We start from the raw sequence: 21,345 nt of genomic DNA, 5'->3' as shown, positions 1-21,345 counted from the left end.
CGGGTGAGCCGACGAGCGTGGGTGCGCGCCCCCGGGGACGGGGACGCGCACCCACGTTCCTTCAGGCGTTCAGGGCGTGTACACCGCCGGGCGTGGTGCCGTCGGCATCCCGTTGCCGATGAAGAAGCTCGGGTGCGGCGGTTGATTGTATGCAGTGTTCTGCCAGGCCAGGCCTGTGCGGTACATCGTGTCGTGCAGCAGGGTGGTGATTCTCGTCGTCGTCTCGTACGGCGTCGAGTAGATCCTCAGGGCCGTGTTGTCGCTGGTCGGCCAGACGACCTCCTCGCGCCAGTCGCCGAGAATGTCGCCGGACAGGGACGGGGTGGCCTTGGTGCTGTTGTTGGAGTGGACGCCCGAGCCGGTCAGCAGGCGGGTGTCGGAGGACGTGCCGTACTTGTCGATGTGGGTGCCGTCCAGGAGCTCGCGGGTCGTGTCGGCGTCCCACCAGGACAGGAAGTTGACGGAGGACGGTTCCCGGCCCTTCGTCGCGCCCGCCGGGTCGCGGATGGAGGAGTCGGAGGCCGACCAGACCTCGGCCCCGTCGTTGCCGGCCCAGATGTCGCCGGCGACACCGCGGCCGTTGTCGCAGCAGGCGGCGAGCTGCCAGTTCACCGTGCCGTTCGCCGGGTTGATGTACAGCTCGGCGGGCTGGCTTGTCGACTCCGAGACCTTGAAGTACTCCAGGCCCGCGTGGGACGGGTCGAGATCGCCTAGGTGCTGGGCGTCGCCGTGGCCGGTCCTCGTCGTCCACAGGCCGTTGCCGTTGTCGTCGACCGCCATCGCCCCGTAGACGATCTCGTCCTTGCCGTCGCCGTCGACGTCCCCGACGGAGAGGCTGTGCGAACCCTGCCCGTCGTAGCCCTTGCCGGAGTTGGTGGAGGAGTTGGTGTCGAAGGTCCAGCGGCGGGTGAAGGCGCCGCCCCGCCAGTCCCAGGCGGCGACGACCGTGCGCGTGTAGTAGCCGCGCGCCATGATCAGGGAGGGGCGGGCGCCGTCCAGGTAGGCGGTTCCGGCGAGGAAGCGGTCGACGCGGTTGCCGTAGGAGTCGCCCCAGGACGAGACCGTGCCGCGGGCCGGGACGTAGTCGACGCTCTGCATCGCCTTGCCGGTCTGCCCGTTGAACATGGTCAGGTACTCCGGGCCGGACAGGACGTAACCGCTGGAGTTGCGGTAGTCGGCCGACGAGCTGCCGATCACCGTACCCGTGCCGTCCACCGTGCCGTCGGCCGTCTTCGTCGCGACCTCGGCCTTGCCGTCGCCGTCGTAGTCGTACACCTGGAACTGCGTGTAGTGGGCGCCGGAGCGGATGTTGCGGCCCAGGTCGACTCGCCACAGGCGGGTGCCGTCGAGCTTGATCCCGTCGAGGACGGTGTTGCCGGTGTAGCCGGACTGGGAGTTGTCCTTGGCGTTCGTCGGCTGCCACTTGAGGACGAGGTCCAGGGCGCCGTCGCCGTCGAGGTCGCCGACGGAGGCGTCGTTGGCCTCGTAGGTGTAGGCCACGCCGTCCGGCGTCGTGCCACCCGCGGGCGGGGTGATGGGGACGTCCTTGTAACCGGTGCGGAGTTGGACCGCGTGGACGGAGTCGGCCTGTTCTACGCCGCCCACGACCGCGCGGACCGTGTAGTCGGCCTGGGCCGGGGCGCCGGAGTGGAAGTAGTTGGTGGAGCCGGTGAGCGGGGTCGGGTTGACCTTCGTACCGGCCCGGTAGACGTTGAAGGAGACGCTGTCGGGGTCGGTGCCGAGCCAGCGCCAGCTGACCAGGTTGCCGCTGTCGGTGTGGACGCTGACCACGCCCCGGTCGAGGGCCTCGACCTGGCGGGCGGTGGCGGCCTCGGCGGTGCCGGGTGCCAGAGCGGTCAGACCGGCGCCGGCCAACGCGGCCGCGGCGGTCGCGGCGGCCAGGACAGCGGTACGGCGTCTGCGGTGGCGGTGCGCGTGCGGGTGGGGGTGCTGCACGAGACGTACCTCCCGGGTGGGCGGACTGGTTCCGATCAGTCAGTTGCCGCCGGGAGCGGCGGAGTTGCCGGGTCCGGGAGCCGGTGTCCGCCGTCTTCGGGATGCCGTCGACGACCTTTCGCATACCGTCGACGGGCTTCAGGTGCTGTCGGCCGGTTTCCGAAACGCCCGCAGAGTGAACTGCGGTTCCGGACGCGCCCGTTCCTGGTCCGGCAGGGCCGCGAGGCGCGCGGCGAAGTCGTCGGCTAGGGGGTGGCCGGGCGGCAGGGTGACGAACCAGCCGCGCCGGAGGTCGGCGATCGCCCGGCGCGGGCTGCGGCCCTGCCCCCGCCCGGGGAAGCGGGCCTGCCCGGCCGGGACCAGGCCGCAGCCCACGGCGTACGCCTCGACGAGCGCGGCGGCGTCGGACGCGGGGCGGCTCGGGCGGGAGGCGAGGACGACATCGATGTCGCTGCCCACGTTGTGCGAGGCGCCCTTGTCGACGGTGGTGACGTAGACCCCGCCCGGCCGCAGCACCCGGGCGCACTCGGCGACGATCCGCCGCACGTCCTCGGCGGCCTCCGCGAGATGCAGCAGCCAGACACTGCTGACCGCGTCGAACTCGGCGTTCCGGAAGGGCAGTCGGCGGCTGTCGGCGCGCACGATCGCACCGGGCAGCCGGGCGGCGGCCTGGCAGGCCATCGCGGGCGACAGGTCGACGCCCGCCACACGCAGGCCGTCGCGTCCGGCCGCGAGCCGCCGGGTGACGATGCCCGTGCCGCAGGCGACGTCCAGCAGACTGCGCGCCCGCGGCGGCAGCAGCCCCAGAACGGCCTCCGCGGCGGCGGCCGCGCGGGGTTCGCCACCGCGCGAGGCGTCGTAGCGTTCGGCTTCCTCGTCGTAGTCCAGCACGCGCCCTCCCCGTTCCGCCCGTCGACCGTACGCCCTGTGCTGGGAGCCGAGGTCGTATGCAGTCTGCTGTCAGCCCTATGTGGTATGTCGTATGCGTATTCCGTATCTGGTATCCCTCAGCCCGTACACCGCGGACCGTGCGCCGCGGGATGTATTTCGCGGGATGTTTCTCGCGGGTCGTACACGTGTCCGCCCTCGACGGAGCCCGCCGTCGGCCGTCGGCGTCAGTGCGCCCCGTGGCCCTCCGCCGCGTCCTCCACCCGTCGGGCGAGTTCGACGTCGAGGTCGGTGACGGCGCCGCCCGCGCTGTGGGTGTGCACGGCGAGGGAGACGGTGTTGTAGCCCAGGGTGAGGTCGGAGTGGTGGTTGAGCTCCTCCTGGATCCGCGCGACATGGACGACCAGGGCGGTCGCGGCGAAGTGGGAGGCGAGCCGGTAGGAGCGGGTGAGGCGGTCGCCGTCCAGCGACCAGCCGGGCAGCTCGGACAGCCGGTCCTCGATCTCCTTCTGGGACAGCGGTTCCACGGCCATGTCTGACTCCCTTCCTGGGTGTCGCGTACCTGTCCAGCGTGCCACAGGAGAGCGGCGGCGACCCTGGTCAGGAGGGTTCCCGGCGGTCCGTGCCGGGAACCCTCGAGGGACCCAGCCGCGGGCGGCCCCGTCGGCGAAGTCGTCCGCCGGCGCGGCGATCCCGGGCGCGGCCCTCGACCGGGAGTCGGGCAGGAATTCCTCCCGGCCGATCCCGCGACCGCCAAGCACTTCTGGCATTGAGGGACTGACATATGGTCTGTTGTCCTGTCGGCGGGGCGGGCCTTTGCGCAATGCCGAGCCACGAGTGGCGAGGACGTCACCTCCGACCCCGTGTGACCTCGGCCGGAACGTGACACACTGATCGGCGTGCCTCGACACGTAGGGGAGACGTGGCGTGAGTGAGCGGCGGCCCGCGCCCACGGTGGGTCAGGTGGTACTCGGCAGACGGCTGCAGGAGCTGCGTGAGGCGGCCGGCCTCGGCCGTGAGGAGGCGGCCCGCGCCCTGCGGGTGGCTCCCGCGACCGTACGGCGCATGGAGACGGCCGAGGTCGCGCTGAAGATCCCGTACGTGCAGGTACTGCTGGAGACGTACGGGGTCACGGCGGAGGAGGCCGAGGCGTTCGTCAGGCTCACCGAGGACGCGAACCTGCCCGGCTGGTGGCAGCGCTTCCACGACGTGCTGCCGGAGTGGTTCAGCCTGTATGTGAGCCTGGAGGGCGCGGCCCGGCTGATCCGCAGTTACGAACCGCACTTCGTGCCGGGTCTGTTGCAGACGGAGCGGTACGCGCGCGCCGTCCTGGAGGCCGGGACGGTAGGGCGGACGACGCCCCGGGCGACCGAGCGGCACGTGTCGCTGCGCATGGCCCGCCAGCGCCTGCTGGACGGCCCGAACCCGCCGCATCTGTGGGCGGTGATGGACGAGACGGTGCTGCGCCGCCCGGTGTGCGAGGACGCCTCCGTCATGCGTGAACAGCTCGACAAGCTCCTGGAGTTGACCGAGCGGGACGGGATCACGCTGCAGATCGCCGAGTTCGCGGACGGCCCGCACCCGGGGACGGCCGCGCCCTTCTCGCTCTTCCGTTTCGCCGAACCCGAACTGCCCGACATGGTCGTCAGCGAGTACCTGACCGGCGCCCTGTACCTCGACTCGCGCAAGGAGGTATCCGCGCATCTCGAGGTCCTCGACCACCTGACGACGCATGCCGCGTCCGCCCGGCACACCCAGAAGCTGTTGCGGGACGCCCGCAAAGCCCTCTGACAGCACTGGCCACCACGGCCCCCACGCGCGAGGAGAACAGCCCCTATGACCGGATCCGAGGCCGGGCAGGCGCCCGTCCGCATCGACACCAGCAGGCCGCACCCGGCCCGCGTCTACGACTGGTGGCTGGGCGGCAAGGACAACTACCCGGTGGACGAGGAGCTGGCCCGGAGGATCCTCGCCGTGGACGGCACGGTGCTGCGCGGGGCGCGCGCCAACCGCCGCTTCATGCAGCGGGCCGTCCGTGCCGCCGCCGAGTCCGGCATCCGCCAGTTCCTGGACGTCGGCACGGGCATCCCCACCGAGCCCAATCTGCACCAGGTGGCGCAGGGCGTGGCACCGGAGGCGAAGGTGGTGTACGCGGACAACGACCCGATCGTGCTACGGCACGCGGAGGCGCTGCTGCGCGGCACGGCCGAGGGCTCCACCGCCTACGTGCACGCCGACGTCCGCGACCTCGAGACGCTGCTGTCGCAGGCAGCGGACTCCCTCGACCTCGGCCGGCCGGTCGCGCTGTCGCTGGTGGCGCTCACCCACTACCTGGACGACACCGCCTACGAGCTGGTGCGCGCCTACCTGGCGAGGCTCGTCCCGGGGAGCTGGCTGATCCTCTCCCAGGTGACCCCCGACCTGAGCCCGGAGGCCATCGAGAACGCGGCGAACCAGTTCCGCCGCAGCGGCACCCCCTTCTTCCCGCGTTCGCTGCCCGAGTTCGCCCGCTTCTTCGAGGGGCTGGAGCTGCTCGGCCCGGGCCTGATCCCGGTGTCGGGCTGGCGGCCGGAGCCGGAGGACGTGGCGGTGCAGGCGGAGGGCATCGTGCCGGTGTACGCGGGGGTGGCCCGCAAGTCCTGAGCGGTGTGCCGTACCCGTCCGGGCCGTACACCCGGACGGGTGCCGTGAACGGGTGCGTTCACCGGTGCGCCCCTAGCGTCGGAGGACGGGGACCCGCACAGCATCGGCGACGCTAAGGAGGCCCCGATGCCCTCGGACGCCGTGCTCCATCAGGCTGCCGCGCTCTGTCTGACGTACCCTGACGACGACCTGCGTGCCCGGCTGCCCCTGCTGCGCGAAGCGGCCCCGCAGCTCCGGGGGTTCGCCGACCACGCCGCGCTCACCCCACCGCGGGAACTGGCCGCGCATTACGTGCAGGTGTTCGACACCGACGGTCGGCGCAGCCTGTACCTGAACCACTGGCGGAACGGCGGCGGCACCGGCCGGCCCGGCAGTCCGGTGCTCCGCTTCCAGGACCTGTACCGGGAGTACGGGCTGGAGTGCACCGGCGGGGAGCGGCCCGACTTCCTGCCCGCGGTGCTGGAGTTCGCGGCACGCACCGGCAACACCGACCCGCTCACCGAGCACCGCGAGGGCCTGCAGCGGCTCCGCTCCCGGCTGAACGGCTTCGGGACGCCGTACGCCTCCGTCCTGGACGCGGTATGCGCCACACTGCCGACCGTATGCACCACGCGGTCGACGGTATGCGGTACGCCCCGCTCGTCTCCGCTCTAGGCGCCCTTGGCCTGGTCCCGGTCGTCGTCGACGATCTCCGCGTCGACCACCGTCTCGTCGTCGTCCTGTGCCGAACGTCCGGTGTGGTCCCCGGTGGGGGCGTCGGCCGGCTGCTGCTGGGCCTGGGCGTACATCGCCTGTCCCATTTTCTGGCTGACGGTGGCGAGTTTCTCGAGGCCGGTCCGCAGGGCGGGTGTGTCGGCCTGCTGTTCGAGCAAGGCCTTCAGTTCGGTGACCGCCGTCGACACCTCCGTCCGGGTCTCGGCGGGTACCCGTTCCTCGTTCTCGCGGAGGAACTTCTCGGTCTGGTAGACGAGTTGCTCGGCCTGGTTGCGGGTCTCGGCGGCCTCGCGGCGTTTGCGGTCCTCCTCGGCGTACTGCTCGGCGTCGCGCATCATGCGGTCGATGTCGTCCTTGGGGAGCGCCGAGCCGCCGGTGACGGTCATCTTCTGTTCACGGCCGGTGGCGAGGTCCTTCGCGGAGACGTGCATGATCCCGTTGGCGTCGATGTCGAAGGCGACCTCGATCTGCGGGACGCCGCGCGGGGCCGGCGGCAGACCGGTGAGGTCGAAGACGCCGAGCTTCTTGTTGTAGGCGGCGATCTCGCGTTCGCCCTGGTAGACCTGGATGCCGACGGAGGGCTGGTTGTCGGCGGCGGTGGTGAAGATCTCCGAACGGCGCGTGGGGATCGTGGTGTTGCGTTCGATGAGCTTGGTCATGATGCCGCCCTTGGTCTCGATGCCGAGGGACAGCGGGGTGACGTCGAGGAGCAGGACGTCCTTCACGTCGCCGCGGATCACCCCCGCCTGGAGGGCCGCGCCGACGGCGACGACCTCGTCCGGGTTGACGCCCTTGTGCGGGTCCTTGCCTGTCAGTTCCCGTACCAGGTCGGTGACCGCGGGCATCCGGGTGGAACCGCCGACGAGGATGACGTGGTCGATCGCCGACAGCTTCACCTTGGCGTCCTTGACGGCCTGGTGGAAGGGCGTGCGGCAGCGTTCGAGCAACTCCGCGGTGAGCTCCTGGAACTGAGCGCGCGTCAGTTTCTCTTCGAGGTGGAGGGGGCCTTCGGCGGAGGCGGTGATGTAGGGGAGGTTGATGGTCGTCTCGGAGGACGACGACAGCTCGATCTTCGCCTTCTCGGCGCCCTCGCGCAGTCGCTGCAGCGCCATCTTGTCGTTGCCCAGTTCGATGCCGTACTGGCCCTTGAACTTCTTCACCAGGTGTTCGACGATCCGCTGGTCCCAGTCGTCGCCGCCGAGGTGGGTGTCGCCGTTGGTGGCCTTGACCTCGATGACGCCGTCACCGATCTCCAGGAGCGACACGTCGAAGGTGCCGCCGCCGAGGTCGAAGACGAGGACCGTCTGTTCCTCGCCGCGGTCGAGGCCGTAGGCGAGGGCGGCGGCGGTCGGCTCGTTGATGATCCGCAGCACCTTCAGACCGGCGATCTCCCCGGCCTCCTTGGTGGCCTGCCGCTGGGTGTCGTCGAAGTAGGCGGGCACGGTGATCACCGCGTCGGTGACGTCCTCGCCCAGGTAGGACTCGGCGTCCCGCTTCAGTTTCTGCAGGACACGGGCGGAGAGCTCCTGGGCGCGGTAGCGGGTGCCGTCCACGTCGCCCTGGTCGGGGAAGCGCCAGTTCGCGTCGCCCATGTGCCGCTTGACCGAGCGGGCGGTGCGGTCGACGTTGGTGACGGCCTGCCGCTTGGCGACCTCGCCGACGAGGACGTCGCCGTTCTTGGCGAAGGCCACGACCGACGGGGTGGTCCTGGCACCCTCCGCGTTGGCGATGACCGTGGGTTCGCCACCCTCCAGCACGGCCACCACCGAGTTCGTGGTGCCGAGATCGATGCCGACCGAACGTCCCATCGTCGTCCCCTTCCGTCAGGGAGCCTCCCGTGCCACCGGACTTCCAGCACAAATCGTGCGCGGGCTTCTGTCAATGGGGCGCAGGAGGCACACCTCTACGGGGAGTGACCGTCGCGGAGCTCAACCGCCCGCCGGGGCCGGTCGGTGATCACCACGTGCACCCGCGCGTCGGCGAGGAACCGGCGCAGTCGGGAGTCGTCGTTGACGGTCCAGACCATGGTGAACAGGCGGTGCCGGGCCGCGCGGCGCAGCACGGTGGCGCGGGCGAGGAGCTGGTGCACGGCCACGCCGTGCGCGCCGCAGGCCCGCAGGCGTCGCAGCGGGAACAGCTCGCCGGCCCGGGTCCCGGCCAGCCGGGCCGCCCCGACCTCCTGCCGGTCGCGGCCCAGGGACAGGGCGGTGCGGACCCCGGGGAAGTCCCGGGTGATCGCGGCGACGGAACGGTCCTCCAGGGAGGTGGCGACGAATCCGTCCCGGCCGAGCAGCGCCACCGCCCGGTCGACGACCTCGTGCTCGTAACCGGTCTCCTTCAGGTCCAGGTGCCCGGCGAGTTTCCCGGCGACCAGGGCCATCACCTCCTCGACGAGGGGAACGGCGTATCCGGCGCGCCGGCACAGTTCGGCGTATGTGATCCGGTTCAGCGGGGGGCCGGTGCGGCCGCCGGCCCGGGCGTCGTGGTGGACGACGAGCACGCCGTCGGCCGTGCGGCGGATGTCGAACTCGGCGTACTCCGCTCCGGAGGCGAGCGCGTCCTCATATGCCTGGAGGGTCGCGGCGCCGTGGCGCTCGGAGCCGCCGCGATGGGCGGAGACGGCGGGTCGGGCGGCCGACGGGGGGTGCGGGGGGCTGGTCACGGCTTCATGATCGGGGATTTCCGGTGGCGGCGGCCTCCCCGTGTCGCCCGGCGCGGCCGTGGTGCCGCCGGCGCCGGGCGCGCCGAACCGGCCGGTGCGCTGGGGCGCGGCCGGCCGGTGTCGGGGGTGGGGCGTCGGGTCAGGCGAGCTTCGCCGACAGGGTGATCGTGGTGCCGGTGAGGGCCTGGCTGACGGGGCAGTTCTTCTTGGCGTCCTCGGCGGCGGCGACGAACGCGTCGTTGTCGAGACCGGGGACCGTGCCCTCCACGGTGAGGTGGATGCCGGTGATGCCCTCACCCGGCTGGAGGGTGACGTCGGCCGAGGTCACGAGCTTGGTGGGCGGGGTTCCCGCGCCGGCCAGGCCGTGGGAGAGGGCCATGGAGAAGCAGCTGGAGTGGGCGGCGGCGATCAGCTCCTCGGGGCTGGTCTTGCCGTTCGCCTTCTCGGCGCGCGACGGCCACGACACCGGCTGTTCACCGATGCCGGAGGAGTCGAAGGTGACGACGCCGTTGCCCTCGAGCAGGTTGCCTTCCCAGACGGTGTGTGCGGAGCGCGTGGTGGCCACGGTTGTTCCTTTCGAGTGGGTTTCCCGTCGGACGGGTTTCCGTGGTTCCCATCCGATCACACTCTCGCTCACCGTACCCGGAACACCGGCCCCCGAGCCGTGAACGGCAGCCGGTTGCCCTGCGGGATCAGGTAGGCGTGTTCCCGCCGGATCCGCAGGACGTCGCACAGGCCGTCGGTGATGACCAGAACCGGCGCGCCGCGCGGGAAGTCGTCGGCGCGGTGCAGCAGGTCGATTCCGGGCTGCAGGACCGTGCCGCCGCGTCCGTGCACGCGGACCCGGCCCGCGATCTCGGTGACCGGGAGATAGCCGGCGTCGTGCGGTGCGGCGTCGCAGAAGACGACGCGGGCGGCCGGTACGTCGCGGGCCTCGGCGTAGGAGGCGATGGCGCCGAGGGCCTTGCCGAGGAGGGTGCGGTCCATGGAGCCGGAGGTGTCCAGGACGACGCCGAAGGTGCAGCGGGCGACCTCCTCGGGCGGGAAGTAGCGGCCCGCGCGGGGGATGTCGGGCGTGGACGCCTGGCGGCGGGCGGGGCGGGAGTACGTCCGCAGGGGTTCGGGGCGTGGGACGAACTCGTCGAACCAGCGGGCCAGTCGGGCGTCCCAGGGCAGCGGCGGGTGGCTCAGGGCGCGGATCTCCTGCACCAGCCCGCCGGGCAGGTGGCCCCGTTCCTGCCGTTCGTGCAGGTCGAAGCCCTGGGCGAGGCCGCGCCGGTAGAAGCCGTCGAGGTCGACGCAGTCCCGGGGCGGACCGAGGGGGGCGCCGAGGACGTCGCCGGCTCCCCTGCCGCGCGGGGTGGCCAGGCGGCGCATGCGGCGCAGGTCGCGGGCGATGCGGTCGTAGACCTCCTCGGCGGACAGCCCGGCCAGCTCCGGGTCGTGGAGGAGCCCGTCGGGCATGGTGCCGACCTGCATCTCGCGCAGCCATCCGTTGATGACGTAGTCGCAGGCGACGTTGAAGAGGTACGGGTCGCGGGTGCCGCAGCGGTCGCCGTGCCGGAGGGCGGCGTGCAGCATCTCGTGGGCGAGGACGAACCGCCATTCGTCGTCCTCGAGCCGGTGCAGTGGGTTGATGTAGATCTCGCCGGCCTCGGCGTTGACGGCGGCGATCTGGATCCCGTGGGCGCGGGCGAGCTCGGCGTCGGGGACGAGCCGGATGCCTGCCGCGATCCCGCCGAGCAGCGGGTAGGAGGAGATGAACCAGCTCAGCGCGCGTTCCCAGGGTCGCGCCGGGTCCACCTCGTCGTCGAGGCGGGCGCGTCGGCCGCCCGCCATGTCCATCGCGGCGGACACGGTCCGGGTGAGGGCGGTGGCGAAGGCGAGCTGCCGGTCGGGAGGCTTTCCGTTCCGCCAGGTGTCCCAGGTCAGCAGCAGCTGGTCGGGGGCGGGGCCGGCCGTGCCGCAGCGCTCGTACGCGGTGGGCAGACCGGTGCGGCGCCAGCGGGCGGCGAGCTGCTCCTCGTCGCCGTCGGGGTAGGTGAGCGGGTGGTCCTCGGGGGCCCTGCCGACGGGGAAGGTGAGGAGGAAACGGTTGACGACGGTGCAGCGGGCGGCGATGTCGTACCGGTCGGGCTGGGTCCGCACGGCGTTCTCCGCCGGGAGGTGGCCGAAGGCGAGGTGCAGGCCGGCGTGGGCGATCGACCAGGCCCAGACGGCGGGGTCGGCGATCCGGGCCGGGTGGGCGTGCAGGTCGCCGTCGGAGTCGACGCGGACGAGGCCGTCGCGCGGCGCGAGCTCGCAGTCCTCCCGGCGGCAGACGCCGAAGCCGAGGGCGTCCAGCGCCGGGTTGGCGCGCACCAGCCGCAGCCCTTCGGTGAACGCCTCCGCCGCCAGGTCCCGCTTCTTCTTGCCGCGGCCGCCCCGGCTCACCGGCGGGCCTCCACCAGCCGGGGCATGTCGCGGGCAGCCTCCACCAGGAACCAGGAGGGCAGCACCGGGTTGCCGTCGGCGTCGGAGGCGATGACGGTCTGGGCGACCTCGACGGATATCTCGGCGAGCCGCACGAGCAGCGACTTGGCGCGGTGGGCGGTCTGCCGGCCGTTCGCGGACATGTGTTCCTTGACGGCGGGGAGTTCCTTGATCAGGCGGCCGCGGAACGACTCGGCGAGGTAGTAGAGCAGGTCGCGGTCCTCGACGCGGTGCGGCCAGGGGGCGTCGCCCCTGAGGATGGCCTCGATGCCGTACCGGCTGCGGACGATCTTGACGTAGCCGCAGAAGGCGGTGGCGTGCGCGGGCGTCAGCGTGCCGTGGGCGAGGACCTTGAGGGTGTCCTCGTCGAGGCCCTGGCCGAAGGAGTGCAGGGCGTCGGAGAGCATGTGCCAGGAGCGGGGCGTGGAGAAGGGTTCCTCGGTCTTCGGCGGCTTGGACCACAGGTGGTCGGGGCGGTCGGTGAGGTGGTCGAGGACCCAGCGGTGGATGCCGTTGCCCGCCGCCCAGGCCAGCCAGTCCCTCGAGGACGCCTCCAGGTGGACGTGGGTGAGGCGGTTGACGAGCGCGGAGGCGATGGGGCGGGCGAGGGCGTTGTCGGTGGACCGGTTTCCGGCGCCGATGACGATCGAGCCCCGGGGAAGTTCGTAGTTTCCGATACGGCGGTCCAGGATCAGCGAGTAGAACGCCTTCTGCACATCCGGCGTGGCCGCGTTCAGCTCGTCCAGGAACAGGCAGTACGGCTCGTCGCGGGCGATCGCCTCCGGCGGGCAGAACACCGACCGTCCGTCGCGGATCTGCGGCACGCCGATCAGGTCCTCGGGCGCGAGCTGCGTACCGAGCAGGCTCACGCATTCCAGGCCCAGCGACTCGGCGAACTCCCTGACCAGGGAGGACTTTCCGATGCCGGGGGCGCCCCACAGGAACACCGGCCGGACGGTGGCGAGGCCGAGGAGGAGGTCGGGGATGCGGGAGGGCGTGACGGTGACGGCTGCCTGCAAAGCAGGGGCTCCTTGCGAGGGTCGTGGCAGAACTCGAGAAGGGCGCAGCGGCGCGGACTGCGACCAGTGTGTTCGTACGGCCCTGTCGGCGCAGCCGATTTTCAGGCGGCCCGTTCCTGAGGTGCCGGTTCCAGGGGGACCTGGGGGCCGTTGGACTCGCGCAGCCAGCGGCGCAGGACGCGGTGGACGTGTTCGGCGCCGGACAGCGCCTCGTCCTCCTCGACGGGCGCGGACAGGGCGAGCGGAGAGAGCAGGAAGGGTCTGGCCTGGGCGCCGCCGAGGCCGCCGTGGGAGCCGATCTGCTCCTCGAAGGCGAGGACCTCGCCGTCGGCCGGGTCGTGGAAGGAGTTGACCATGATGTCGGCGGTGTGCGGGAAGGAGTGGGTGCGGCGCACGGCGTCGGCGGCGCCGGGCCCGAACGCGGCCAGCGGGCCGGAATCGTCGTCGAGCCGGCCGAGGGGTATCTCCGCGCCGTAGGCGCCGAGGACGACCCCGCCGTGCTCCTCGCTGCGCACCAGGAGGAAGCCGATGCCGGGGTGGTTGGCGAGGGTGGGCAGCAGGGCGGGGTGGCGGGCGTCGATCTCCTCCTTGCTCATCCGGTGCGGGACGTCCGGGAAGGAGATCAGGCCGAGGTTGCCGGAGGCCAGCACGACCGGCTCGGAGCGGCGGCCGGACGGGCGGTGCTGGGCGCGGCCCTCCTCCACGGGCCGGTGCAGCGCCGCCCGGACGGCCGCGCGGGCCTCGGCGCCGCTGTGGGTGCGCTCGGCGCGGCGCGGCACGGGCAGCCCGCAGCCGGCCCGCACCAGGTCGCCGAGGGTGAGGCCGTAGCGGGCGCGGAAGGTCTCGCCGGGGCTCTGGCCGTGGTCGGACAGGACCACGATCCGGTAGGGGCGGGGGGCGTGCTCGGCGACCGTCTCGATCAGCGCCAGGGCCCGGTCGAGGCGGCCGAGCACCTGTTCGGTGTCGCGGCCGAGCGGTCCGGAGTGGTGCGCCACCTCGTCGTAGGCGACCAGGTCGGCGTAGACGGCGGTGCGGCCGGCGAGCATGTCGCCCATGACGGCGGCCACGACGACGTCCCGTTCGACGACGGTCGCGAAGGCTCGGACGAACGGGTAGAGGCCGCCGCGTGCCACGCGCGGACGCTCCTTGCGCAGCCGGGCGCGGGTGGACTGGGCGATCTCGCGGACCACCTCGGCGATGAACGACAGTGCCGTGCGCACGGCGTTGGCCGGGTCGGAGAAGTAGGCGAAGTACCCGGCGCGGGAACGGGTTTCCCGGCTGCGGCGGCGCGTGGCTATGGACAGCACGAGGGCCTGTTCGTCGGCGCCGCCGCCGAAGAGGTTGCCTCGGCTGGCGCCGTCGGCGGAGAGCAGCCCGCCGTCGCCGGTGCGCTCGACGGCGCGGCGCTGGAGTTCGGCGGCGCTGGTGGGGCGGTTGCAGACCATCACCTCGCCGGTGTCCTTCTCGTACCAGCGGAAGGCGGGCACGTCGTGGTTGCTGCCGTGCAGGATGCCGAGCTGGCTGGCACCGGTCTGGCTGGACCAGTCGGTGTGCCAGGGGGTGAGGCGGTGGGTGCACCGGCGGTCGGCGGCCTCGCCCAGCCATCCGGCGACCGTCGGCATCACCCCCTTGGCCACGGCCGTGGCCAGTACGTCGTGGCCGACGCCGTCGAGCTGGACGAAGACGGTGCCGGGGGTGGGCGGGCAGGGCGGGCCGCTCCGGCGGCGGCGGTCGGCGAGGCGGTAGAGGCGGCGGCGGTAGGCGTCGTCGTCGCGGACGGCCAGGGCGCCGCCGGTCGCGGAGGCGACGGCGGACATCACGGCGGCGACGATGACTGCGGTCTCGGGGGCGGCCTCGGTCTGTCCGGACGGGGTCAGCCGCAGGGCGATCAGCAGCAGGGAGCCGTTGAGGAAGAACACCAGCAGGCCCAGGACGAGCGCCGGCACGAGCAGCAGCAGGCGTACCAGCAGCGGCCAGGCGAGGGCGGAGAGGACACCGAAGACGCCGGCGCCGACGGCCGCGGTGACGGCGATGGTGGTGGCGCTGTCGCCGTCGGCGGACTGCAGGCGGAAGTCCGGCAGGATGCCCGCGAGCACCAGCATCGTCAGCGTGGAGACGGCCCACACCGCGAGACTCCGCCCGGCCTGGCTGACGGCCCGCCGCCACCGCACCCCTTGCACGCCCCGTCCACCTCGTCTTCCGGCCCCGACGCCCGTGAGGGGCCGTCATCCACCCTGTCATACGGCACTGACAGTCGCCCCGGGATATCGCCGGTGGCGACCCGGCCGCCGGTGGCGGCAAGCGCGGCGCATCCGGGTCGGCGGCTGCCCGCCGGAGGGCACCGGGGGGGGCGCCGCGGCGGCGGATCCTCTCGGCTACCGTCCGTCGTAGCCGGCCGTCGGCATCGACAGCCGCCGGTGCACACGGGCCTTCATCTGGGCGTCGTAGGCGGGCTCGGCGAAGCCGACCGTCTCCACCCGCACCCCGCGCCGGGCGCACTCCTCGGCGAACTCCTCGACGTCCGACAGCGCGCTCTCCAGGACACGGCGGCTGGGCGCCACGAACAGGTCGACGCCGGGCCGCACCCCGTCCCACAGGACGCAGTGGTCGGCGCGCAGCCCGCGCACCAGCAGCTCGCGGCTGACGACGTAGCCGCGCTGGGCGGCCCAGCGCGCGCACATCGCGTGCTGGCTGCGGGAGTCCACCAGGAAGGGATCGGCGTCCAGTTCCTCGAGCGGCGTCAGACTCGCGATCGCCGTGACCCGCACCGGTCCCATGGCGTCCCCCTCACCTCCGGGTTTCGCCGCCGACCCTACTCCTGCCCGTAGGCTTCGGGGGAGTCGCGCGAAGGAGGCAAAGGGGTGCCGGTGGAGATCACCTGGTGGGGTCATGCGACCTGCACGGTCGAGGATTCGAACGTGCGCGTGCTGACCGACCCTCTGTTCGCCCGCCGGCTCGCGCATCTGCGCCGCCGCCGGGGCCTCCTGCCCCCGCCGAACGCCTGGCGGGCGGACGTGGCGCTCGTCTCCCATCTGCACGCCGACCACCTCCACGTGCCGTCGCTGGCGCGTCTCGCGCCGGGCACGCGCCTGCTGGTGCCCCGGGGCGCGCCGCGCGCCGTGCCGGGGCTGCGGCGCCTGGCGCATCTGCGGGTCAGCGAGGTGGAGCCGGGTGACGAGACGTCGGTGGGCGGGCTGCGGGTGCGGGCCGTGCCCGCGCGGCACGACGGACGGCGGCTGCCGGTGGGCCCGCACCGCTCCCCCGCGCTCGGGTACGTCGTCGAGGGCGAGGCGCGCACCTACTTCGCCGGGGACACCGGGCTGTTCGAGGAGATGGCCAAGGAGGTCGGGCCGGTCGACGTGGCGCTGCTGCCGGTGGGCGGCTGGGGGCCGTATCTCGGCGAGGGGCATCTGGACGCGGGCCGGGCGGCCGAGGCGCTGGCGCGGCTGGCGCCGGGGAGCGCGGTGCCGGTGCACTACGGCACGTACTGGCCGATCGGGATGGACGCCGTGCGCCCCCATGAGTTCCATGCGCCGGGCGAGGAGTTCGTGCGCCTCGCGTCGCGCCGTGCGCCGGGCGTGACGGTGCACCGGCTGGAGCACGGGGAGAGCGTGCGCCTGGAGGCCGGGCGGTGAGGTGGTGGCTCGCCGCGGCCGCGACGACGGTGGTGCCGACGGAGTCCACGCAGCAAGTGCTCGGCTATCCGTCGCTGTTCCTGCTGGTGCTGATCGGCGCGCTGGTGCCGGTGGTGCCGACGGGGGCGCTGGTGAGTTCGGCGGCGGTGGTGGCGTTCCATCAGACGGCGCCGTTCGCGCTCGCGCTGCTGTTCGTGACGGCGTCCCTGGCGGCGTTCCTCGGCGACGCGACGCTGTACTGGCTGGGGCGGCGCGGCCTGCGGTCGAAGAACGGCTCGCGCTGGCTGGAGGCGATACGCTCGCGCGCCCCGGAGGAGCGGCTGGCGCAGGCGCAGGAGAAGCTCGCCGGCCACGGCACGGCCGTGCTGGTGCTGTCCCGGCTGGTGCCGGCGGGCCGGATCCCGGTGATGCTGGCCTGTCTGCTGGCGGAGTGGCCGCTGCGCCGCTTCGTCCGCGGCAATCTGCCGGCCTGTCTGGCCTGGGCGCTCACGTACCAGTTGATCGGTATCCTCGGCGGCTCCCTGTTCCCGGAGCCCTGGCAGGGCGTGGTGACGGCGGTCGCGCTGACCGTGGCGATCAGCGCGGCGCCGAGCGTGTGGCGAAGGATCAGACGGCCACGGGCGGCCTGATCCGGCACTCCGGGGCGAAACACACGCCAGTGCCGCGGCAGACGACGTTCGCCCCGTCGCGACGCCCGGCACGCTCCCCCAGTGGGGGCGCCCCCACTTTCCGCATCGGGCACAACCCCAAGTACGTCCCGTACGAGGGCTTGCGCCCGGCACGCCGAGAGCACACACCGGACGCCGCTCCGGGGGAACGTCGCCTGCCGCGGCACTAGTCCAAGGTCCGTGAGCCTCCGATCGGCAGGTCCCACAGGGCCTCGCGGTCCAGTCCCGCCTTCCGCCAGGCCGCGCGGACCCGTTCCAGGGGCTCCAGCACGGGCTCGGCGGACAGGACGAAGGTGCCCCAGTGCATGGGCGCCATGCGGCGGGCGCCCAGATCGAGGGCGGCCCTGACGGCCTCCTCCGGGTCGCAGTGGACGTCGCTGAGCCACCAGCGGGGGTCGTAGGCGCCGATGGGCAGCAGGGCCAGGTCGATGCCGGGGTAGCGCTGTCCGATGCGGGAGAACCAGTGGCCGTAACCGGTGTCGCCGGCGAAGTGGACCCGCTGCCCGTCGGGCGCGGTGAGCACCCAGCCGCCCCACAGGGAGCGGCAGGTGTCGGTGAGGGTGCGCTTGGACCAGTGGTGGGCGGGGACGAAGTCGAAGCGGACACCGGACAGTTCGGCCGCCTCCCACCAGTCCAGCTCGGTCACACGGGTGAAGCGGCGGCGGTGGAACCAGCGGCCGAGCCCGGCCGGCACGAACACGGGCGTGTCGCGCGGGAGGCGGCGCAGCGTGGGCGCGTCCAGGTGGTCGTAGTGGTTGTGGCTGATGACGACCGCGTCGACGGTCGGCAGCGCCTCCCAGGGAATGCCGACGGGGGTGATGCGGGCCGGGGTGCCGAGGATGCGGCGGGACCACACCGGGTCGGTGAGGACGGTCAGTCCGCCGATGCGGACCACCCAACTGGCGTGTCCCGCCCAGCTGACGGCGACGGTGCGGGCGTCCACGCGCGGCAGCGGGGCCGGCGCGAACGGCAGCCGGGGAATGTCGGCGAGGCCCTCCTTGCCGGGCCGTACGGAGCCCTCGCGGGCGAAGCGGGCGAGGGCCTTGAGTCCGGGCAGCGGAGCGGTCAACCGGTCGTGGAAGGTACGCGGCCACACCCGCGGCTCCCCCAGCGGGCGGGGCTCGGCGAGGGGCGGGACGGTGGGAGCGGACAGGGGTGACGGGGCGTCGGTGTCCCGGGTGGTCACCGTGCCGGTGGGGGTGGTGGTCGACTCGGACTGCTGCGTCATCGAGGAGGCTCCCATCGCTGAGCGTCGTCACGGAGATCGTCGAAGACCGACCTCAAGAGGATCAACGCGCGTTGCACGTGCGGCAGTTCCAACGGCGTGGGTGAGGTGAGGCATTCCGTGCGCTCGGCGTCCGTGCCGCCCAGCAGCCTGCCGGTGGACAGGCGCACCCGCAGCGCCCCGAGGTCGTCTCCGAAGCGGTGGCCGCCGGGCGCGGGCATGCCGAGCCGGGCGGTGAGGAAGTCCTCCAGGTCCTGCGCGTCGCCCACGCCGTGCGACGCGAGCGCCTCGCGCAGCGGCCCGAGGTCGGCGTACAGGTGGCGTCCGGCCTGCGGCGGCAGGGCGAAGGCGCCGGCGGCGACGACGGTGGCGTGCACCGCCTCGGCCACGCGCGCGTGCAGGCGTACGGCGGCGGCCACGCGCGCGGTGACGGGCTCGGGCTCGGCCAGAGCGTGGGCGGCGGCGGCGGCGACCGGTGCGGCCACGCGCGCGTCGAGGGCGGTGAGCACGTCGAGCACGCGCGCGTGCAGGCCTTCCCCGGCGGCCGAGGCGGGGAAGCGGGCTACGGCGGCCGGCCAGCCGACTGGCAGCAGCGCGCCGGCCAGGTCGGTGACGACGGTGACCTGCTCGGGCAGCATCTCGGCGGGACTGACCAGCACGGTGCCGTGCGGGTCGTGCAGGGTGTCGCGCCAGGTCTCGTCGCTGACCAGATGCAGGCCTTCCCCGGCGGCGGCCTCGACGGCCTCGTGGAGCACCTCGGGCGGGGCGACGGTGGCGGTGGGGTCGTCGGCGACGGACAGCACCAGCAGCCGCGGCTCGCCGCCCTCGGCACGCACCCGGCGCACGGTCTCCAGCAGGGCGAACGGATCCGGCACGCCCCCGCACTCGGCGGGCGTCGCCACATGGAAGACGGGCCGGCCCAGCAGGCGCGCGTACGGCGCCCACCAGGCCGCGCAGGGCCGGGGCACCAGGACGTCGCCGCCGAGCGCGGCGGTCAGCGCGAGCAGCAGGGCCGGGGCGCCGGGCCCGGCGACGATCCGCCCGGGCCCGGCGGGGGTGCCGCGTCGTTCCCAGTAGCCGCAGGCGGCGTCCAGGAGCGCGGGTCCGCCGCCGACGGGTTCGCCGTACGCGCGCGTGGCTGCTTTCGCGAGCACGGCGGCGAGGTCGGGCAGCACGGGCAGTCCGTCCGGCGGGAGCGGCGGGCCGTAGCGGACGGGCCCGTGGCCTTCCGGTTCCGTGCGCCGCATGGGTCCTCCGCGCAGTCCGTCCCTGTGCCGTGTGCCGCCGGGGCCCCGTGCCGTGTGGTGCCTGCCGTCTCGGTGGTGTCCGTCGTCCCGGTGGTGCGTGGCGTTTCGCATGGGGCGGGTCGTGCCCCCGGGCTCTGAGTACCCAGCAGTGCCCGTTCCCATGGCCGCCCGCCAGCGTTGCGCCGGTCACAGCGGGCCGGGGGGTCCTCCGGCGAGGTCAGGCGTCCGCCGGGGGCTAGCGGCGGCGCACCAGCCGGTGCGCGGCGGCCCCGCACGCGCCGGCGATCAGCAGACCGCCGGCGACCAGAGCGGGCACGGAATCGCGGAAGGCTCCGCCGGTCCCGGCCCGGACGCCGTGTGCGACCGTGGCGGGATCGGTGGCGTGGACGTGGGCTGTGGGGTGGGCCGTCGGGTGGGCGGTGGGCTGGGTCGTGGCGCAGGCGTCGTAGGAGCAGGTGGGGCCGGTGCCGGTGGAGCCGGGGTCGGTGTGGCCGGGGTCGGTGTGGCCGGGGTCGGTGGGGCCGGTGCCGGTGGAGCCGGAGTCGGTGTGGCCGAGGTCGGTGTAGCCGGTGCCGGTGGAGCCGGAGTCGGTGGAGCCGGGGTCGGTGGAGCCGGAGTCGGTGTAGCCGGAGTCGCAGGAAGCTCCGCTCCGGCCGGGGTCGACGGCGCATGGCTGGGTGCCGCCGTCGCTGCCGCCGGCGTCGCTGACGTCGAAGGTCGCGCTCCAGGGCCCGCCCTGTCCGCCGGGCGGTGCCGGGCAGGTCCCGTCGACGGTCCAGGCGCTGTCCGGCCCCGTCCCGCCGTCCGTTTCGGCGAGGTCGGGGACGATGTCGGCGCTGCCCTGGTAGGCGGGCCCGGCCGCTCCCCCGCCGTCGCCGGGGACCCGGCTCAGCTTGACGGTGCCCTCGGCGAAGGCCGGGGAGACGGCGTCCAGGGTTTCGGGGGCGGTGCCCTCGAGGGGGTCGCAGGAGACGGACACGGTGACGCTGCCACCCGGGTCGACACTGCCCGGGCCGACTTCGGCCGCCGGATCGGCGACCGCGACCGGCCCGGCGACGACCAGCAGGGCGGCGGCGAGGAGGAAGGGGGCGGTGCGGCGCATGCAAGGGCTCCTTAGGCCGACGAGTGCGGGCCACGGCGTTCATGCCTCGCCCTCATCACAGCCCGGGAGGACCCGCCCCGCGCGCGGCCACGGGCCATTGGCGGGACGGAAGCCCGCCACACGGGTGACTCGCAGGCGCGACGCCCGCCCCTACGCGGCGTCCCTCAGAACCTCTTCGCGCAACCGGTCGCAACACCGATTGATCAGCCGTGACACATGCATCTGCGAGATCCCCAACCGCTCGGCGATCCGGCTCTGTGTCATGTCCCCGAAGAACCGCATGTAGAGAATCGCCCGCTCCCGCTCGGGCAGCGCCGCGAGCCGAGGCCGAACGGCCTCCCGGTCCACGACGGTGTCCAGCGCCGGATCGGCCGCCCCCAGTACGTCGCTCAACGAGTAGCCGCCCTCACCACCGGGCATCTCCGCGTCCAGCGACAGCGCGGTGAAGCTCTCCAGCGCCTCCAGCCCGGCCCGTACGTCCTCCTCGCTCAGCTGCGCCTGCTCGGCGATCTCGGTGACGGTCGGGCTGCGTCCGGGCACGGTCTGGGACAGGTCCTGGCAGGCGAAGCGGACGCGGTTGCGCAGCTCCTGGACGCGGCGGGGCACGTGCACGGTCCACATGTGGTCGCGGAAGTGCCGTTTGATCTCGCCGGTGACGGTGGGGACGGCGTAACTCTCGAAAGCGTTGCCCCGCTCGGGGTCGTAGCGGTCGACGGCCTTGACGAGGCCGAGCGCCGCGACCTGGCGCAGGTCCTCGTGGCTCTCGCCGCGGCTGCGGAAGCGTCCGGCGATGCGGTGGGCCATGGGCAGCCAGGCCTCGACGAGCTGGTCACGGAGGGTGTCGCGCCGGGGGCCCGGCGGCAGTGCGGCGAGCCTGCGGAAGGCGTCGGCGGTGTCGGGGGCGTCGTCGTGGGGGTGGCGCTTCGCGTTCGCTCGATTTCGCATGATGCGTGGCAACTCCCTTGGAGTGCTCAGGGTTGACCGGTCTCCGTGGGAGTGCGGCCACAGCCGGCCGGGCCTGCCGGGGCCGTCGGCTACGGCGGTCCCACGGACGTGCCTCCGGTCCGAAGCACTGGGAGAGCGCCTGCCCCCGGCCCCCGCCCGCAAACGCCTG

General features: G+C 73.3%; 19 protein-coding genes. 5 read left to right on the top strand and 14 right to left on the bottom strand.

Annotation, left to right across the window (positions count from 1 at the left end):
- Positions 1–69: 69 nt before the first annotated feature.
- The 3 genes from ACIBVL_RS16510 to ACIBVL_RS16500 all read right to left on the bottom strand — a co-directional run bounded on the left by ACIBVL_RS16510 (position 70) and on the right by ACIBVL_RS16500 (position 3,377).
- On the bottom strand, positions 70–1,956 hold the full coding sequence (locus ACIBVL_RS16510) for a rhamnogalacturonan lyase (RefSeq protein WP_399097833.1): 1,887 nt from the start codon (positions 1,954–1,956) through the stop codon (positions 70–72).
- A 138-nt stretch (positions 1,957–2,094) separates the two neighbouring features.
- On the bottom strand, positions 2,095–2,847 hold the full coding sequence (locus ACIBVL_RS16505; RefSeq protein WP_399097832.1) for a class I SAM-dependent methyltransferase: 753 nt from the start codon (positions 2,845–2,847) through the stop codon (positions 2,095–2,097).
- A 224-nt stretch (positions 2,848–3,071) separates the two neighbouring features.
- The gene (locus tag ACIBVL_RS16500) at positions 3,072–3,377 is read right to left on the bottom strand and encodes a 4a-hydroxytetrahydrobiopterin dehydratase (protein ID WP_399097831.1); all 306 of its coding nucleotides are present in this window, start codon (positions 3,375–3,377) and stop codon (positions 3,072–3,074) included.
- 394 nt (positions 3,378–3,771) lie between these two features.
- On the opposite strand from ACIBVL_RS16500, the gene ACIBVL_RS16495 reads away from it, so the two are divergent.
- From ACIBVL_RS16495 to narJ, 3 genes are all read left to right on the top strand, one after another.
- On the top strand, positions 3,772–4,635 hold the full coding sequence (locus ACIBVL_RS16495) for a helix-turn-helix domain-containing protein (RefSeq protein WP_399097830.1): 864 nt from the start codon (positions 3,772–3,774) through the stop codon (positions 4,633–4,635).
- Positions 4,636–4,680: 45 nt separating this feature from the next.
- On the top strand, positions 4,681–5,487 hold the full coding sequence (locus ACIBVL_RS16490) for an SAM-dependent methyltransferase (protein ID WP_399097829.1): 807 nt from the start codon (positions 4,681–4,683) through the stop codon (positions 5,485–5,487).
- A 126-nt stretch (positions 5,488–5,613) separates the two neighbouring features.
- Positions 5,614–6,141 carry a nitrate reductase molybdenum cofactor assembly chaperone gene (narJ, locus tag ACIBVL_RS16485; RefSeq protein ID WP_399097828.1) on the top strand — a complete coding sequence of 176 codons (528 nt, stop codon included), beginning with the start codon at positions 5,614–5,616 and terminating at the stop codon, positions 6,139–6,141.
- Here narJ and dnaK read toward each other — a convergent pair.
- From dnaK to ACIBVL_RS16450, 7 genes are all read right to left on the bottom strand, one after another.
- Positions 6,138–8,009, bottom strand: a complete 1,872-nt coding sequence (dnaK, locus tag ACIBVL_RS16480) for a molecular chaperone DnaK (RefSeq protein WP_399097827.1) — start codon at positions 8,007–8,009, stop codon at positions 6,138–6,140. The genes narJ and dnaK overlap by 4 nt on opposite strands.
- 95 nt (positions 8,010–8,104) lie before the next feature.
- The gene (locus ACIBVL_RS16475) at positions 8,105–8,863 is read right to left on the bottom strand and encodes a glycerophosphodiester phosphodiesterase family protein (protein ID WP_399097826.1); all 759 of its coding nucleotides are present in this window, start codon (positions 8,861–8,863) and stop codon (positions 8,105–8,107) included.
- Between the two features lie 139 nt (positions 8,864–9,002).
- Positions 9,003–9,428: an OsmC family protein gene (locus ACIBVL_RS16470; RefSeq protein WP_399097825.1), complete on the bottom strand. Its 426-nt coding sequence runs from the start codon at positions 9,426–9,428 to the stop codon at positions 9,003–9,005.
- Positions 9,429–9,496: 68 nt separating this feature from the next.
- The gene (locus tag ACIBVL_RS16465) at positions 9,497–11,296 is read right to left on the bottom strand and encodes a hypothetical protein (protein WP_399097824.1); all 1,800 of its coding nucleotides are present in this window, start codon (positions 11,294–11,296) and stop codon (positions 9,497–9,499) included.
- Positions 11,293–12,354, bottom strand: coding sequence for an ATP-binding protein (locus ACIBVL_RS16460; protein WP_399097823.1), 1,062 nt, complete (start codon positions 12,352–12,354; stop codon positions 11,293–11,295). Before ACIBVL_RS16460 ends, ACIBVL_RS16465 begins: the two co-directional genes overlap by 4 nt.
- A 101-nt stretch (positions 12,355–12,455) precedes the next feature.
- Positions 12,456–14,480, bottom strand: a complete 2,025-nt coding sequence (locus tag ACIBVL_RS16455) for a phage holin family protein (RefSeq protein WP_399097938.1) — start codon at positions 14,478–14,480, stop codon at positions 12,456–12,458.
- 249 nt (positions 14,481–14,729) lie between these two features.
- Positions 14,730–15,131 (bottom strand): hypothetical protein, encoded by a 402-nt coding sequence (locus ACIBVL_RS16450; RefSeq protein ID WP_399097822.1) that lies wholly within the window; start codon positions 15,129–15,131, stop codon positions 14,730–14,732.
- Between the two features lie 84 nt (positions 15,132–15,215).
- Between ACIBVL_RS16450 and ACIBVL_RS16445 the strand changes: the two genes are divergently transcribed.
- Entirely contained in the window at positions 15,216–15,989 is a 774-nt protein-coding gene (locus tag ACIBVL_RS16445) for an MBL fold metallo-hydrolase (RefSeq protein WP_399097821.1), read from the top strand.
- Complete coding sequence (locus ACIBVL_RS16440; RefSeq protein WP_399097820.1) at positions 15,986–16,618, top strand: DedA family protein; 633 nt, start codon at positions 15,986–15,988, stop codon at positions 16,616–16,618. Before ACIBVL_RS16445 ends, ACIBVL_RS16440 begins: the two co-directional genes overlap by 4 nt.
- Positions 16,619–16,823: 205 nt before the next feature.
- Here ACIBVL_RS16440 and ACIBVL_RS16435 read toward each other — a convergent pair whose 3' ends face one another.
- From ACIBVL_RS16435 to ACIBVL_RS16420, 4 genes are all read right to left on the bottom strand, one after another.
- On the bottom strand, positions 16,824–17,885 hold the full coding sequence (locus tag ACIBVL_RS16435; RefSeq protein WP_399097819.1) for an MBL fold metallo-hydrolase: 1,062 nt from the start codon (positions 17,883–17,885) through the stop codon (positions 16,824–16,826).
- Entirely contained in the window at positions 17,882–19,129 is a 1,248-nt protein-coding gene (locus ACIBVL_RS16430; RefSeq protein ID WP_399097818.1) for an aminotransferase class I/II-fold pyridoxal phosphate-dependent enzyme, read from the bottom strand. The genes ACIBVL_RS16435 and ACIBVL_RS16430 overlap by 4 nt, the downstream gene beginning before the upstream one ends.
- Positions 19,130–19,364: 235 nt before the next feature.
- A complete protein-coding gene (locus tag ACIBVL_RS16425; protein WP_399097817.1) occupies positions 19,365–20,231 on the bottom strand; it encodes a hypothetical protein in 867 nt (288 codons plus the stop codon).
- A 150-nt stretch (positions 20,232–20,381) separates the two neighbouring features.
- Positions 20,382–21,176, bottom strand: coding sequence for an RNA polymerase sigma factor SigF (locus ACIBVL_RS16420; protein ID WP_399097816.1), 795 nt, complete (start codon positions 21,174–21,176; stop codon positions 20,382–20,384).
- Positions 21,177–21,345 lie beyond the last annotated feature (169 nt).

It is taken from the genome of Streptomyces sp. NPDC049687 (assembly GCF_044465285.1).
In the GTDB taxonomy this organism is placed as follows: domain Bacteria; phylum Actinomycetota; class Actinomycetes; order Streptomycetales; family Streptomycetaceae; genus Streptomyces.
This window is presented reverse-complemented; position numbering and strand designations above follow the sequence as displayed.